Raw genomic sequence first — 14,854 nt, 5'->3', positions numbered from 1 at the left:
CGGCCTCCACCGGGGAACGGAGTAGAACAATGCCCAAAGTCCTTATCAGCGACAAGATGGACCCCAAGGCCGCCCAGATCTTCCGCGAGCGCGGGGTCGAGGTGGACGAGATCACCGGCAAGACGCCGCAGGAACTCGCCGCGATGATCGGCGAGTACGACGGCCTCGCCATCCGCTCCTCGACCAAGGTGACCAAGGCGATCCTCGACGCCGCCACCAACCTGAAGGTCGTCGGCCGCGCCGGCATCGGCGTCGACAACGTCGACATCCCGGCCGCCTCGGCCAAGGGCGTGGTGGTGATGAACACGCCGTTCGGCAACTCGATCACCACCGCCGAGCACGCCGTCGCGCTGATGTTCGCGCTCGCCCGCCAGCTGCCCGAGGCGGATGCGAGCACGCAGGCCGGCAAGTGGGAGAAGAACCGCTTCATGGGCGTGGAACTCACGTCCAAGACGCTGGGCCTGATCGGCGCGGGCAACATCGGCTCGATCGTCGCCGACCGCGCCCGCGGCCTCAAGATGAAGGTCGTCGCCTTCGATCCCTTCCTGACGCCCGAGCGCGCGGTGGAGATGGGCGTCGAGAAGGTCACGCTCGACGAACTGCTCGCCCGCGCCGACTTCATCACGCTGCACACGCCGCTGACCGATTCGACGCGCAACATCCTGTCGGCGGAAGCGCTGGCCAAGACCAAGCGCGGCGTGCGGATCATCAACTGCGCGCGCGGCGGCCTGATCGACGAGGCGGCGCTGAAGGACGCGCTCGATTCGGGCCAGGTCGGCGGCGCCGCGCTCGACGTGTTCGTCGAGGAGCCGGCCAAGGCATCGCCGCTGTTCGGCACGCCCAACTTCATCTCCACGCCGCACCTCGGCGCCTCGACGACGGAGGCGCAGGTCAACGTCGCCATCCAGGTCGCCGAGCAGATGGCCGATTTCCTGGTCTCGGGCGGCGTCACCAACGCGCTCAACATGCCCTCGCTGTCCGCGGAGGAGGCGCCCAAGCTCAAGCCCTATATGGCGCTGGCGGAGAAGCTCGGCAGCCTCGTCGGCCAGCTCGCCACGGGTGCGCTCACCGGCATCGCCGTCGAGGTCGAGGGCGCGGCGGCGACGCTCAACCAGAAGCCGGTGACCGGCGCGGTGCTGGCGGGGCTTATGCGCGTCCATTCGGACACGGTGAACATGGTCAATGCGCCGTTCCTGGCCAAGGAACGCGGCCTCGACGTGCGCGAGGTGCGATCGAGCCACGAGGGCGATTACCACACGCTGGTCCGCGTCACCGTCGCCACCGCCGACGGCGACCGCTCGGTCGCGGGTACGTTGTTCGGCGACCAGGCCCCGCGCCTCGTCGAGCTGTTCGGCATCAAGGTGGAGGCCGACCTCGCCGGCCCGATGCTCTACGTCGTCAACGACGACGCGCCCGGCTTCATCGGCCGCCTCGGCACGCTGCTCGGTGAGGCGGGGGTGAACATCGGCACCTTCCACCTCGGTCGTCGCCAGGCGGGCGGCGAGGCGGTGCTGCTGCTGTCGGTCGACGAGCCGGTGACGGCGGAGCTGCTCGCGAAGGTCAAGGCGCTGGCCGGCGTCCGCACCGCGATGGGGCTGTCGTTCTGAGCGGCGGCGACAAGGAGCCGCTGCATAACCGCGCCAAGGTCTGGCTCGCCAACACCTCCGGGCTCGACCATGCCACGCTGCACGTCCATGTCGGCATGGTCATCTGGGTCGCCGGCGTCGCCGTGGCGGGCGACGTCGGCGCGGCGTGGCCGCTGGCGCTGGCCGCCCTGGCGGAGCTGGTCAACGAGGTGTTCGACCGGCTCCGCGTCGGATCGTGGCGGATCGCCGACACGGTGCAGGACATCGTCAATTCGGTGCTGTGGCCGGTGGTGCTGTTCACGCTCGCCAGGATGGGCGTGATCTGAGGATTGCACCCGTTCCGGGTGGGAAACACTCTCTTAACGGGGGGAGCGACACGCTGGCGGCCGTGATGATCCGCCCGCCTTTTCCCGCCGTCGGCGTCGCGCGCTGGTTGCTGCTCGTCGTCGGTCTGGGCACTGCGTCGCCGGCGATGGCTGCCTGCGACGTGACCACGCCGACCACCGTGTCGGCGGGCAGCTACTCCTCGGCCGGGTTGCAGGCGTACACCGCCGCCGTCCGCACCGACGGATCGTTCGGCTGCACCACCGCGTCGCTCTTGACGCTGCTCAACGGCGACTATCTGCGCGCGACGCTCGCCGCCGACAGCGTGCTGGTGCTGAGCGGCCCCGGCGGCACCGTGCCCGTGGCGCTATCGGCCGACGCGGCGGGGGCCCGGCCGCTGACGCCGGGCGCGACCGTCGCCTATCAGGACGGGGCGCTGCTGACGCTGCTCGACAACAGCAACATGCGGCCCGCCATCTTCGTGCGCGCGCGAAGCACGGGCGACCTGCCGGCAGGCACCTATAGCGGCACGGTCACGGTCCGCTGGGACTGGTCCTTCTGCACGCAGTTGGGCGTGCTCGGCCTGCTCGGCGGCTGCGCGGTCGGCAAGACGGACCGGGGCAGCCGCGACGCCGTCGTCACGATCACCCTGGTGGTCACACCCAAGCCCGCCGCCGTCACGATCACCACCACCACCACGTGGAGCCCGACCTCCAGCACCAGCAATCCCAAGGCGGTGCCCGGGGCCAAGGTGCGGATCGCCGCCACCATCACCAATCCGGACGCAGTCGCCCTGGACGCCGACACGGTGTCGGTGACACTGGCGACGCCGCCCACCGTCCGCCTCGCGCTGGAAGGGGACGGCACCCTTGCCAACGGATCGGTGGAAAGCCGGCAGGGTGCCCGCGCCTCCGGGTTGACGCTCCGCTACGTCTCGCCCGCCAGCACCACCGACGATATCGATTTCTCGGCGGACAACGGCGCCACCTGGACCTACGTGCCGGTGCCGGGCGACGCGGCCAGCCAGGCGGCGGTCACCACCGTCCGCTTCCGCCCGCGCGGAACGATGCCGGCGGGATCGTCCTTCGCGATCTCACTCCCCTACGTCGTTCGATAGGCTCCGGTCTTTAGCCCGCCTTAACCCGGCCGGACTAGCCCGAGGGCGTGGGTAACGCTGTGTCGATCTTCCGTTCCGTCATCGCGCCGACCGGCATCGCCGTCGGTTACGGCGTCACGGCGGCGCTGTCGCTGTGGCTGACGCGCGGGCCCGACGGGATCGTCGCCATGTGGCCGGCGAGCGGCATCCTCCTCGCCGGCCTGGCGCAGCTTTCCGGGTACCGGCTGCTGATCTGCCTGCTGCTCGCCGCCGCGGCCAGCGTCGCCGTCAACCTGCAGGCGGGGGTGCCCCTGCCGGTCAGTCTCGGCTTCACCGTCGCCAACATGGTCGAGGCCGCGGTCGGCGCCGCGCTGCTGCGGCGCTGGCGGGTGGCGCGTCCCCGTTTCGGCCGCGCGCGCGACGTATCCCGCTTCTGCGGTGCGGTGCTGATCGCCGCGCTGGCCGGCACCGGGGCGATGACGGTGGCCGTCGGGGGCGGCGCGCTCGCCGCGCTCAACTGGTTCGCGACGGTGTTGCTCGGCATGTTCATCGTCGCGCCGCTGGTGCTGATGAGCATCAGGATCGCCGATCCGGGTCCGCGGTCGATCCACGACGACACGGCGCGGCTGACGGTGATGACGCACCTGCTGATGGTCGCGGCGGTGACGTTGATCGTGTTCGTGCAGCAGCGGTTCCAGATCATGTTCCTGCCGCTCGTCGCGCTCCTGGCGGCGACCTGGCGGCTGGGGCCGTTGGGCGCAGTGGCGGGGGTCGGCATCGTCGCGGTGATCGCGCCGGTGATGACCGTGATGGGTCATGGGCCGCTGTGGATGACGCGGCAGAGCGCGGTCGAGCAGAGCTTCTTTCTGCAATTCTACCTGTTGACGCTGTTCGCCACCGCGCTGCCGTTCGGCGCGCTGCTGGCGCAGCAGCGCCGCCTCGCCGCCGACCGCGCGGACAGCGAGCGCATGCACCGGTTGCTCGCCGACAGCAGCACCGACGTGATCCTGCGCCTGTCGCTGGACGGGGTGGCGCGCTACTGCTCGCCCGCGGTCACCGCCGTGCTCGGCTTCACGCCGGAACAGACGGTCGGCCAGACGCCGATCCTGATGGTGCATCCCGACGACCGCGCGCTGGTCGACGCGGCATGGCAGCGGGCCATTACGTCGCCTGCGCCGGAGACGGTGACCTTTCGTCACCTGCGCGCCGACGGCAGCCATGCCTGGCTGGAAGTCGCCTATCGCCGCGTCGCCACCGACATGGGCGAGGAGGTGGTCGCGCGCGCCCGCGACATCAGCAACCGTCGCGCCGCCGAACTGGCCGTGCAGGCGTCCGAGCGGCAGATGCGGGAGGCCAATCGCCTGCTCGGCATGGCGGAGCGGGCGGCGCAGCTCGGCCACTGGCGGATCGACCTGACCACCGCCACGCTCTTCTGGTCGCCCGAGGTGCACCGCATGCACGGCCTCGCCGTCGACGCGACCCCCGACCTGGCCGGCGCGATCGACTTCTACCATCCCGACGATCGCGCGCGGGTGGCGGCGATAGTCGCCAAGGCGATCGAGAAGGGCGAACCGTTCGACTTCGAGGCGCGGATCGTGCGGACGGACGGCGAGCAGCGCCACGTCCTGTCGCGCGGCCAGCCCGAGATCGCCTATGACGGCACCACCACCGCGATGTTCGGCATCGTCCAGAACATCTCGCAGCGGATCGAGGCGGAACAGGCGCTGGAAGCGGCGCGCGCCGCGGCCGAAGCGGCGGCGGCCCACGCGATGCAGCTTGCCGACACCGACGCGCTGACCGGTCTGGCGAGCAGGCGCCGCTCGCTGGCGCAGCTCGACGAGGCGGTGGCGGCGGCGGCGAGGGGGGGCGAGCCGCTGGCGCTGGCGATCTTCGACATCGATCATTTCAAGTCGGTCAACGACCGGTTCGGCCATCCCGCCGGCGACGCGGTGCTGCGGCGGGTCGCCCGCGCCGCCAGCCATGCCGTCCGCCCCACCGACTTGGTCGGCCGGCTGGGGGGCGAGGAGTTCGTGGTGGTTCTGCCCGGTGCCAACGCGGCGACGGCGCTGACCGTGGCGGAGGCGCTGCGCCGCGCGATCGCCGCGTCGGCGGACGGGGTGGAGGCGGGGCCGCCGGTCACCGCCAGCATCGGCATCGCGACGCTGGTGCCCGGCGGATCGGCGGCGAGCCTGCTGGGCGAGGCCGACCGCGCGCTGTACGAGGCCAAGAACGCCGGCCGCAACGCCGCCCGGCTCGCCGCGTAGGTCCGATCGGCCCGGGCCGCCCGCTACAACTCCCGCCCGGTCAGCGTCGCGATCGCCTGGATCACCGCCAGGTGGGTCAGGCCCTGCGGCAGGTTGCCGAGGTACGCGCCGCTGTCCGGGTCGATCATCTCGGCATAGGTGCCGACGCCGCGTGCGCCCAGCGTCGCCATCGCCGCGGCGAACTGCGCCTCCGCCCGCTCCCGCTGGCCGAGCAGCATGCGCGCCTCCACCATCCAGAAGGTGCAGGCGAGGAAACACCCTTCCTCCTTCGACGCGCCCGAGTAGCGGTAGTGGAAGCCTTTCCGCCCCAACTCCGCGTCGATCGCGTCGAGGGTCGAGGCCAGCCGATCCTGCCCGTCGAAGCGGAAGCGCACCGCCAGCGCGAGCGACGCGTCGAGCCGGTCGCTGCCGGGATGCATCAGATAGGCGGCCCGCTTCTCCGACCAGCAATGCTCCTCGATCCAGGCGGCGATGCGGTCGCGCTCGCGCTCCCAGCGATCGCGGCAGGTGGAGGGCATCTGCCCGGCCTCGACCAGCTCCACCGCGCGTTGCAGCGCCTGCCAGCAGCTGATCTTGGACATGGTATAGTGCTGCGGGTCCTCCAGCTCCCAGATGCCGGCGTCCTTCTGGCGCCATCGGTCGGCGCACTCGTCGGCCAGGTGCGACAGCGTCTCCGCACTTCTCGCATCCAGCACGTTGCCGCAGGCGACGAAGCGGCCCGCGGTCTCGAAGATGTCGCCGTAGATGCCGTGCTGGTGCTGGTCGCCGGCCAGATTGCCCATCACCACCGGCTGCGACCGTTTGTAGCCGGGTACGTCGACGATGCGCGGCGGCGACACCGGATCGCCGTTCAGCGTGTAGCAGACCTGCGGCTGCGTGCCGTCACCCAGCCGGTGGAGCAGCCAGGTCAGCCCGGCCTTGGCCTCGGCAAAGGCGCCGATGCGCAGGAACGCCTTGATCGAATAGCCCGCGTCGCGGATCCAGGCGTAGCGATAATCCCAGTTCTTGGGCCCGCCGATCTTCTCCGGCAGCGACGTCGTCGCCGCCGCGGTGATCGCACCGGTGGGCGCGTAGAGCAGCAGCTTTAGGGCCAGCGCGCTGCGGACCAGCAGGTCGTGGTGGGCGCCGTCACCGTGCAGCTGCGCCGACCATTGCCGCCACTCCGCGTCGGACAGGTCGATACGCGCGTCGATGTCGTCGATCGGCGGCACCACCAGCGGTTCGTCCTCGCCGGCGACGATCGCCACGGTGGCGCGCTCGCCGGGGCCGACGGTGGCGGTCGCGACGGTGGCGAGGTCGTCGGCCCGCTCGATCCGCACATTGTCGCTGCGGCGGAACAGGCCCGACACGCGGTCGACGGTGAACATGTCGTGATGCCCCATCCGCGTCCAATAAGGGTTCACCGTGTCGGCCCGGCGCCCGATCCGCAGCTCGATGCGGAAGGTGACGCTGCCCTCCACCCCCTCCACCCGCCGCGCGAGCTCGGCCCAGGGCAGCCGCCCGGCCGAACTGCTGTTGAGCGACTCGACCAGCACCGCCTTGCCCGACGCGGTGGTGAACACCGTCTCCAGCACGTTGGACGCCTCGCGGTAGCGGCGCTCGACCGTGAACGGCTCGGTCGGCGCGACGACGAAGCGGCCGCCCTCGTCCGCGCTCAGCAGCCGGTCGAACAACGGTGCGGAGTCCATGTTGGGCACGCACCACCAGTCGATCGAGCCGTCCGCGCCGCTCAGCGCCACCGCCCGGCCGTCGCCCAGCGCGCCATATTGTTCGAGCGGCAGATACCCGTCGGCGTCGCGCGCGGCGGAACAGGTCTGGGCGGGGGAGGTGGTCATGCGGGGACAAACTCGCCGGGCGAGGCACGGTGCCATCGGGAGAGATCGCGTTCGACGCGCGTTTCCCCGCCCGAACCGCAGGAGTACCCCCAATGAGCATCGCATCCGCCCTGGGACTGACCGAGAGCCGGAAGGTCCGCTACGCCGTCGTCGGGCTCGGCGACATCGCCCAGGCGTCGATGATGCCCGGCATCGCGCATACCGGCAATTCGGAACTGGTCGCGCTCGTCACCGGCGATCCGGAAAAGGCGGAGAAGGTCGGCAAGCAGTACGGCATCGCCGACACCTATTCCTACGAGCGGTTCGGCGAGATGCTGGCATCGGGCAAGGTGGACGCGATCTATCTCGCCACGCCCAACTGGCGCCACGCGGAATTCGCCGTGCCTGCGCTGGAGGCGGGCATCCACGTGCTGTGCGAGAAGCCGCTGGAGATCTCGGTCGAGAAGAGCGAGGCGATCGCCGCCGCCGCGAAGAAGTCGGGCGCCAAGCTGATGGTCGCGTACCGCCTCCACTTCGAGCCGGCAACGCTGGACGCGATCACCCGCATCCGCGACGGGGAATTGGGCGAGCTGATCGCCTTCACCTCCTGCTTCGGCCAGATGGTCGATCCGGCGAACCACCGCGCCAGGAACGGTATCGAGGCGGGGCCGCTGTTCGACATGGGGCCGTATCCGATCAACGCCACCCGCTACCTGTTCGGCGCGGAGCCGGAGGGGGTCGTGTCGGCGGTCGCGACGCGGCAGCCCGATTCGGGGCTGGACGTCGACGACACGTTCGCGGTGACGCTGCGCTTCCCGGGCAACCGGCTGGCGCAGTTCACCATCTCCTACTTCGTCAACAACGTGAACAGCCTCATCATCGCCGGCGCCAAGGGTTCGATCCACATGAGCCCGGCCTACGGCTTCGGCGACCCGCTGGAGCAGAACCGCACGGTGGGCGACAAGAAGACGCACGAGAGCTTCAAGGCGACCGACCAGTTCGGCGGCGAGATGAAGTATTTCTCCGACTGCATCCTCCACGACCGCGAGGTCGAGCCGGACGGCGAGGAAGGGATCGCCGACCTGCGCGTGATCGAGGGCATCGTCGAGGCGCTGAAGACGGGCAAGGCGGTGACGCTGCCGGCCTTCACCCGCTCGCGCCGCATCGATCCGGAAGGGCAGGTGCAGACGCTGTCGTACAAGCGCCCCCCCCGCAACGAGGTCAACGCGTCGAGCCCCACCCGCTGAGGAGACCCGCCATGGATTTCGGTATCAAGGGCAAGGTCGCGCTGGTCACCGGCGCGGATTCGGGCATCGGCAAGCACACCGCGCGGCTGCTGCTGGAGGAGGGCTGTGTCGTCGCGATCAGCGACCGGCCGGGTGGCCAGATCGAGCAGAGCGCGAAGGAACTGTCCTCGCTGGGACAGGTGATCGCGATCGAGGCCGACGTCACCGACCTGGCGGCGGTGGAGGCGATGGTGGCGGAGGCGGCGGAGCGGCTCGGCCCGGCCGACATCCTGGTCAACTGCGCGGGCGTCACCGGCGCGACCGGCGATTTCCTAGAGGTCGACGATGCGGGCTGGCAGCGCACGCTCGACATCAACCTGATGGGGGCGGTGCGCGTCTGCCGCGCGGCGATCCCGGCGATGCGGGAGCGACAATGGGGCCGCGTGGTCCTGATCGCGTCGGAGGATGCGGTGCAGCCCTATGTCGACGAGCTCGCTTATTGCGCGTCCAAGGCGGGCCTCCTCAATCTCGCCAAGGGCCTGTCCAAGGCGTACGGACCCGACAACGTGCTGGTGAACAGCGTCAGCCCGGCCTTTATCGCGACGCCGATGACCGACAAGATGATGGAGAAGCGCGCCGACGAGCAGGACACGAGCGTCGATCAGGCGATCGACAGCTTCCTGGCCGAGGAGCGGCCCGGCATGGTGCTGGAACGCCGCGGCCGGGCCGAGGAGGTGGCGGCGGCGATCGTCTTCCTGTGCTCGGAACGGGCAAGCTTCGTCAACGGCGCCAACCTGCGCGTCGACTCGGGCTCGGTGCAGACGATGGCGGGGTAGGGCCTCAGGATCATCATCCCGGCGAGCGTCGCGTCCGCCATTGCAAGCTGACCCCGTCTCGTCTCCGTCATGCCGGGCTGGTCCCGGCACCCATCGTGCCGTTAGAGCATGATGGCGACGGATTGACCCAGCACCGTTCGCCCTGAGCGAAGTCGAAGGGCAAGCCCCAAGTGGACCGTTCGCGGCCCGTGCTTCGACTTCGGCGCCATGCGCCGAAGTTTATCCTGAGCTTGTCGAAGGGCTCAGCACGAACGGGTGAGATTGATGTCATCCCGCTCTAATGCTGCCGCTCGTTGACTCGCGGCACGGTGGACCCCGGAACAGGTCCGGGGTGAGGGAATGATGGATGCCGACCGCGACGTTCGCAGAAGCTTCGGATGATAATTGAGGCGATGACGTTCAGGCCGCCCTGTCGATCGCCCCAACGATCGCCGCGGCGATCTCGCGCGGCGGGCGGAGCGCACCGTCGACGACGGTCGGTACTCGCGCCCAGTGGCCGAGCAGCCCTTCCGCCACCATCGCCTCGTATCGCTCGCGCACGCGACGTTGCAGCCCGTCATCGGCCTCGTAGGCGTCGAGCGGGTCGTCGGTGTAGCTGCGCTTGCGTTTGCGCAGGATCAGCCCGCGCGCGATGTCCGCCGGCGTGTCGAGATAAACGTTGAGGTCAGGCAGCGGCAGGCCGAACTGGTCGATCTCCAGCCGGCCGATCCAGCGCATCAGCGCGTCCGATCCGCCGGGGTCCTCCTGTGCCGCCTGATAGGCCATGTTGGAGGCGATGTAGCGGTCGAACACCACCACGTCGTGGTTCGCCGCCGCGTTGGCGATGGCGCCCGCCGACTCCATCCGGTCGAGCGCGTAGAGCACCGCCGCGGCGCGGGGCGAGGCGATGTGCGGCAGGCGCCCGCCGAGATACTCGCCCAGCACATGGCCGCCGAGCGTCTCGGCGTAGCGGGGGAAGGACAGCACGGTGGCGCTGCGCCCCGCGGCGACCAGCTGCGCGGCCACCTCCGCCGCGGCGGTCGCCTTGCCCGCCCCGTCGCCGCCCTCGATCGCGACCAGCATTCCCCGTGCCGACGTCACGCCGCCGTCCCGCCCTGCTGGCGCTGATGGTGGCGGATCACCTCGTCGATGATGAAACGCAGGAACTTCTCCGAGAATTCGGGATCGAGCTGCGCGTCCTCCGCCAATCGGCGCAGCCGCGCGATCTGGTGTTCCTCACGGCCTGGATCGGCGGCGGGCAGGCCGGTCGTCGCCTTGTGCCGGCCGACCGCCTGCGTCACCTTGAACCGCTCGGCGAGCAGGTGGACCAGCGCCGCGTCGATATTGTCGATCGACTGGCGATATCCTTGCAGCACGTCGTCGCCCATCGCTCGCCTCCTTGGTCGATCGTCCTTTGCGGGTACGGCGCCCACGGAGCAAGACCGGTGCAGGGGTTGCGTTCGCCCGCCCGCTCCGCCACGTGCACGCCCGATGACCGCGACCGTCCACCGCCTGGCGCCCCGCAGCCCCTCGCTCGAGCCGATGCTGGCGCTGGTGGCGAGCGACATGAATGCCGTCAACGCGGTGATCCTCGACCGGATGCAGTCGCAGATCCCGCTGATCCCGGAACTCGCCGGTCACCTGATCGCGGGCGGCGGCAAGCGGATGCGGCCGATGCTGACGCTCGCCAGCGCGCGGCTGATCGGCTATTCCGGCACGCGCCACCACCGGCTGGCCGCGGCGGTGGAGTTCATCCACACCGCCACGCTGCTCCACGACGACGTGGTCGACGGCAGCGACCTGCGCCGCGGCAAGCGCACCGCCAACATCATCTGGGGCAATCCCGCCAGCGTGCTGGTCGGCGATTTCCTGTTCTCCCGCAGTTTCGAACTGATGGTGGAGGACGGCAGCAACAAGGTGCTGAAGATCCTCTCCAACGCCTCGGCCGTGATCGCGGAGGGCGAGGTCAACCAGCTGACCGCCGCCCGCCGCGTCGACCTGGGCGAGGATCGCTACCTCGACATCATCGGTGCCAAAACGGCCGCGCTGTTCGCTGCCGCCTGCCGCATCGCCGCCGTCGTCGCCGAGCGGCCGGAGGAGGAGGAGGCCGCGCTCGACGCCTATGGCCGCAACCTCGGCATCGCCTTTCAGCTGGTCGACGACGCGATCGACTACGTGTCCGACGCGGGCACGATGGGCAAGGACGCGGGCGACGATTTCCGCGAGGGCAAGATGACGCTGCCCGTCATCCTCGCCTACGCGCGTGGCGGTCCGGACGAGCGCCGCTTCTGGAAGGACGCGGTGGAGGGTCGCCGCTCGTCCGACGATGATTTCGCCCACGCCGTCGCCCTGGTCCGCGACAGCCGAGCGGTGGACGACACGCTCGCCCGCGCCCGCCACTACGGCCAGCGCGCGATCGACGCCATCGCCGGGTTCGCGGGCGGCAAGGCCAAGGACGCGATGGTGGAGGCGGTCGAGTTCGCGGTGGCGCGGGCGTACTGACGGGCGCAGGTGCGGCCACGTCCGCGCCGATGCGAGCAGCGCGAGCAGCGCCCGGCACGGCCGACGGGTCGGCGCAGCCGAGCCCGTTCGACGTCGCAGCGGCGGCTTTGCCGTCGCCCGGAATCGATCGCCCCCGACAGCCCTAAAGCAGCCCAGCACCCCGGCGAAGGCCGGGGCCCAGGTGGAATAGCCGTCGTAACTTGATACGACCCTTGCCCAACTGGGCCCCGGCCTTCGCCGGGGTGCTTACTAAGCTGGGTAAGCGCCGACTCTGTCGGGATAACAGCGGTCGAGTAAGGACGCCCTGCGTTTCCCGCTGTTCCACAAACCGCCAACCATGGCAAAGGACCGCGTGACCAACCCGGCGCCTCCCCCGTTATCCCACCCCGGAAAGCAGGGCATGACCCCGCTCCCCATCGACGCGGTCCTCCCCGACCTTCTCGCCACCCTCCGCGAGCGACCCAACGCCGTGCTCGTCGCCCCGCCCGGCGCCGGCAAGACCACCGCCGTCGCCCCCGCGCTCCTCGCCGAGGCGTGGTGCATCGGCGAGGTGCTGCTCCTCTCGCCCCGCCGCCTCGCCGCACGCGCCGCGGCCGAGCGGATGGCGGCGCTGGCGGGGGAGGAGGTCGGCCGCACCTTCGGCTACGCGACCCGCATGGACAGCCGCCGCTCCGCCGCGACGCGTGTCACCGTGGTGACGGAGGGCATCTTCGTCGCCCGCATCCAGGCCGATCCCGAACTGGCGGGCGTGTCGGCGGTGCTGTTCGACGAGGTGCACGAGCGCAGCCTCGACGGTGATTTCGGCCTGGCGATGGCGCTGGACGCGCAAGCCGCCTTCCGGCCCGACCTGCGGCTGGTCGCGATGTCGGCGACGCTCGACGGTGCCCGCTTCGCCGCGCTGATGGGCGGGGCGCCGGTGATCGAGAGCGAAGGCCGCAGCCACCCGCTGACGCTCCGCCATCTCGGCCGCAACGGTGCGCTGAAGGTGGAGGACGAGGTCGCCGCCGCGATCCGCCGCGCGCTCGCCGAGGAGCAGGGCGGCGTGCTCGCCTTCCTGCCCGGCGTCGCCGAGATCGAGCGGGTCGCCGACCGGCTGGCTGATCGCCTGCCCGCGGACGTGCGGCTCCACCACCTCCACGGCCAGGTCGATCCGCCGCTCCAGCGCGCGGCGATCCGCGCCGAGCCTGACGGCGCGCGGAAACTGGTGCTCGCCACCTCGATCGCGGAGACCAGCCTGACGCTCGACGGTATCCGCGTGGTGGTCGATTCGGGGCTCGCCCGCCGCCCCCGCTACGATCGCGCGGCGGGGATGACCCGCCTGGTCACCGAGCGCGCGAGCCAGGCGGCCGCGACGCAGCGCGCCGGCCGCGCCGCGCGGCAGGGGCCGGGCGTCGCCTATCGCCTGTGGGAGGAGGCGGGCTTCGCCGGCCTGCCGCGCTTCGACCCGCCCGAGATCGTGGAGGCCGACCTGTCCGGCCTCGTCCTCGCCACCGCGATCTGGGGCGCGCCCGATCCGCGCGCGCTCGCCTGGCTCGATCCGCCGCCGGTCGCCGCGGTGGAGGAGGCGCGCGCCCGCCTGCGGTCGATCGAGGCGCTGGATGAGGATCACCGCCCGACGCCGCACGGCCGCCGCATCGCCGCGCTGCCGATGCCGCCGAGGCTCGCGCACATGCTGATCCGCGGAGGCGAGCGCGGGCTGGGGCGCACGGCCGCCGAGGTGGCGGTGCTGCTGCAGGAGCGCGGGCTGGGCGGCAACGACGTCGATCTGGAAGGGCGGCTCGCCCGCTGGCGGAGCGATCGCGGCATCAAGGCGAAGGCGGCGCGGGGACTGGCGGAGCGCTGGGCAAATCTTTCTCCCGTCCACTCCCTTGCAGGGAGGGGAGAAGAAGTCGCCACCTGCGTCGCGCTCGCCTTCCCCGATCGCGTCGCGCGCCGCCGCAACGGCAGTGGCGAGGCGTGGGCTTCCGCGGGCGGTCGCGGCTTCCGGCTCGACCCCGCATCGCCGCTCGCCGCGGCCGAGTGGCTCGCCGTCGCCGATACGCAAGGGGCGGCGTCGGGCGCGCGCATCCTCGCCGCGGCGAGGATCGACCTCGTCACGATCGAGTCGCTGTTCGCCGACCGCGTCGAGACGGTGTGCGAGGTGGTGTTCGACCCCGCGACCGGCGGCGTCGCCGCGACGCGCGAGCGGCGACTAGGCGCGCTACGCCTCTCCTCCGGTCCCGACCCCACCGCCGACCCTGTGGCGATCGCCGCCGCGCTGGTGGCGGGGGTCCGCCGCCACGGCCTCGGCCTGCTCCCCTGGAACGAGGCATCCGCCGCGTACCGGGCCCGTGCCGCCTATGCCGGCGTGCCGCTCGACGACGCGACGCTGGTCGAGCGGCTGGACGAGTGGCTGCCGCCGTTGGTCGAGGGCCGCCGCCGCCTCGACGCTATCCCGCCGCGCGCACTCGGCGATGCGCTGCGCCAGCTGATCGGCTGGGCGGGCACCGCGACGATCGACCGTGTCGCGCCGTCCCACTTCACCAGCCCCGCCGGCTCCACCCACGCCATCGACTATGCCGCGGAGGGCGGCCCGCGCGTCGAGCTTCGCCCGCAGGCGCTGTTCGGCCTCGCCACGCATCCGGTAGTCGGGGAGGGCAGGGTGCCGCTGGTCCTGTCGCTCACCAGCCCCGCCGGACGCCCGATTCAGACGACGCGCGACCTGCCCGGCTTCTGGGCGGGCAGCTGGGCGGCGGTCGCCAAGGAGATGCGTGGCCGCTACCCGCGCCATCCTTGGCCGGACGATCCCGCCGCCGCCTCCGCGACGCTACGCACGAAGAAGGCGGATGCGAAAGCCGGCGGCGCGCGTTAAGGGAGGGTCATGCCTATCGCCCGCATCTTCCAGCGCCCGAAGAACTCGATGCAGTCCGGCCGCGCCCGCACCGACCAGTGGCAGCTCGAGTTCGAGCCGGCCGAGGCCAAGCAGCCCGATCCCCTGACCGGCTGGGCCGGCAGCGGCGACACGCGCGACCAGATCCGCCTGTTGTTCCCGACCGCGGAGGCGGCGGTGGCGCACTGCGAGCGGCAGGGCTGGGACTATAACCTGGTGCCGGCGCCCGAGAAGAAGCTGAAGCTCCAGGCCTACGCGGATAATTTCCGGTAGATTTGATCCATTCAGGTTGAAGCGCTTCCCCGGCGAAGGCCGGGGCCCAGCTGGGGAACGGCAATGGAAAGCGTTGCGCTTCGTT

12 protein-coding genes are annotated in these 14,854 nt (G+C 71.1%); 9 read left to right on the top strand and 3 right to left on the bottom strand.

Annotation, left to right across the window (positions count from 1 at the left end):
- Positions 1 to 29 precede the first annotated feature (29 nt).
- The 4 genes from serA to BM145_RS13705 all read left to right on the top strand — a co-directional run bounded on the left by serA (position 30) and on the right by BM145_RS13705 (position 5,270).
- On the top strand, positions 30 to 1,607 hold the full coding sequence (gene serA / locus BM145_RS13720; protein ID WP_093334230.1) for a phosphoglycerate dehydrogenase: 1,578 nt from the start codon (positions 30 to 32) through the stop codon (positions 1,605 to 1,607).
- Between the two features lie 95 nt (positions 1,608 to 1,702).
- The gene (locus BM145_RS13715; protein ID WP_093334229.1) at positions 1,703 to 1,912 is read left to right on the top strand and encodes a hypothetical protein; all 210 of its coding nucleotides are present in this window, start codon (positions 1,703 to 1,705) and stop codon (positions 1,910 to 1,912) included.
- A gap of 65 nt (positions 1,913 to 1,977) precedes the next feature.
- Positions 1,978 to 3,027, top strand: a complete 1,050-nt coding sequence (locus BM145_RS13710; protein WP_093334228.1) for a hypothetical protein — start codon at positions 1,978 to 1,980, stop codon at positions 3,025 to 3,027.
- Between the two features lie 47 nt (positions 3,028 to 3,074).
- Positions 3,075 to 5,270: a sensor domain-containing diguanylate cyclase gene (locus BM145_RS13705; protein ID WP_093334227.1), complete on the top strand. Its 2,196-nt coding sequence runs from the start codon at positions 3,075 to 3,077 to the stop codon at positions 5,268 to 5,270.
- Between the two features lie 23 nt (positions 5,271 to 5,293).
- Here the strand turns inward: BM145_RS13705 and BM145_RS13700 are convergent, their stop codons facing one another.
- A complete protein-coding gene (locus BM145_RS13700) occupies positions 5,294 to 7,105 on the bottom strand; it encodes a glycoside hydrolase family 15 protein (protein WP_093334226.1) in 1,812 nt (603 codons plus the stop codon).
- A gap of 92 nt (positions 7,106 to 7,197) precedes the next feature.
- Here BM145_RS13700 and BM145_RS13695 point away from each other — a divergent pair, with 92 nt between their 5' ends.
- Positions 7,198 to 8,331: a Gfo/Idh/MocA family protein gene (locus BM145_RS13695; RefSeq protein WP_093334225.1), complete on the top strand. Its 1,134-nt coding sequence runs from the start codon at positions 7,198 to 7,200 to the stop codon at positions 8,329 to 8,331.
- 11 nt (positions 8,332 to 8,342) lie between these two features.
- A complete protein-coding gene (locus BM145_RS13690; protein ID WP_093334224.1) occupies positions 8,343 to 9,146 on the top strand; it encodes an SDR family NAD(P)-dependent oxidoreductase in 804 nt (267 codons plus the stop codon).
- A gap of 399 nt (positions 9,147 to 9,545) precedes the next feature.
- On the opposite strand, the gene BM145_RS13685 is transcribed toward BM145_RS13690, so the two are convergent.
- Both BM145_RS13685 and BM145_RS13680 read right to left on the bottom strand, forming a co-directional pair.
- Positions 9,546 to 10,226 (bottom strand): dTMP kinase, encoded by a 681-nt coding sequence (locus BM145_RS13685; protein WP_245739350.1) that lies wholly within the window; start codon positions 10,224 to 10,226, stop codon positions 9,546 to 9,548.
- The gene (locus BM145_RS13680; RefSeq protein ID WP_093334223.1) at positions 10,223 to 10,513 is read right to left on the bottom strand and encodes a chorismate mutase; all 291 of its coding nucleotides are present in this window, start codon (positions 10,511 to 10,513) and stop codon (positions 10,223 to 10,225) included. The genes BM145_RS13685 and BM145_RS13680 overlap by 4 nt, the downstream gene beginning before the upstream one ends.
- Before the next feature lie 103 nt (positions 10,514 to 10,616).
- Between BM145_RS13680 and BM145_RS13675 the strand changes: the two genes are divergently transcribed.
- The 3 genes from BM145_RS13675 (at position 10,617) to BM145_RS13665 (ending at position 14,769) form a co-directional block, all read left to right on the top strand.
- Positions 10,617 to 11,627 carry a polyprenyl synthetase family protein gene (locus BM145_RS13675; RefSeq protein ID WP_093334222.1) on the top strand — a complete coding sequence of 337 codons (1,011 nt, stop codon included), beginning with the start codon at positions 10,617 to 10,619 and terminating at the stop codon, positions 11,625 to 11,627.
- Between the two features lie 400 nt (positions 11,628 to 12,027).
- Entirely contained in the window at positions 12,028 to 14,478 is a 2,451-nt protein-coding gene (gene hrpB / locus BM145_RS13670) for an ATP-dependent helicase HrpB (protein WP_093334221.1), read from the top strand.
- Between the two features lie 9 nt (positions 14,479 to 14,487).
- Positions 14,488 to 14,769 carry an ETC complex I subunit gene (locus BM145_RS13665; protein ID WP_093334220.1) on the top strand — a complete coding sequence of 94 codons (282 nt, stop codon included), beginning with the start codon at positions 14,488 to 14,490 and terminating at the stop codon, positions 14,767 to 14,769.
- The last annotated feature ends 85 nt before the right edge of the window (positions 14,770 to 14,854 follow it).

Source organism: Sphingomonas rubra, assembly GCF_900115745.1.
Classification (GTDB): Bacteria; Pseudomonadota; Alphaproteobacteria; order Sphingomonadales; family Sphingomonadaceae; genus Sphingomonas; species Sphingomonas rubra.
The sequence above is the reverse complement of the archived record's forward strand: the minus strand, read 5'-3'. Positions and strand labels throughout refer to the sequence as shown.

Coding starts and splice junctions, on each gene's coding strand:
- BM145_RS13675 (WP_093334222.1), top strand. CDS start 10,617: ATGACCGCGACCGTCCACCGCCTGGCGCCCCGCAGCCCCTCGCTCGAG.
- BM145_RS13700 (WP_093334226.1), bottom strand. CDS start 7,105: ATGACCACCTCCCCCGCCCAGACCTGTTCCGCCGCGCGCGACGCCGAC.
- BM145_RS13715 (WP_093334229.1), top strand. CDS start 1,703: ATGGTCATCTGGGTCGCCGGCGTCGCCGTGGCGGGCGACGTCGGCGCG.
- BM145_RS13680 (WP_093334223.1), bottom strand. CDS start 10,513: ATGGGCGACGACGTGCTGCAAGGATATCGCCAGTCGATCGACAATATC.
- BM145_RS13710 (WP_093334228.1), top strand. CDS start 1,978: ATGATCCGCCCGCCTTTTCCCGCCGTCGGCGTCGCGCGCTGGTTGCTG.
- hrpB (WP_093334221.1), top strand. CDS start 12,028: ATGACCCCGCTCCCCATCGACGCGGTCCTCCCCGACCTTCTCGCCACC.
- BM145_RS13665 (WP_093334220.1), top strand. CDS start 14,488: ATGCCTATCGCCCGCATCTTCCAGCGCCCGAAGAACTCGATGCAGTCC.
- serA (WP_093334230.1), top strand. CDS start 30: ATGCCCAAAGTCCTTATCAGCGACAAGATGGACCCCAAGGCCGCCCAG.
- BM145_RS13690 (WP_093334224.1), top strand. CDS start 8,343: ATGGATTTCGGTATCAAGGGCAAGGTCGCGCTGGTCACCGGCGCGGAT.
- BM145_RS13695 (WP_093334225.1), top strand. CDS start 7,198: ATGAGCATCGCATCCGCCCTGGGACTGACCGAGAGCCGGAAGGTCCGC.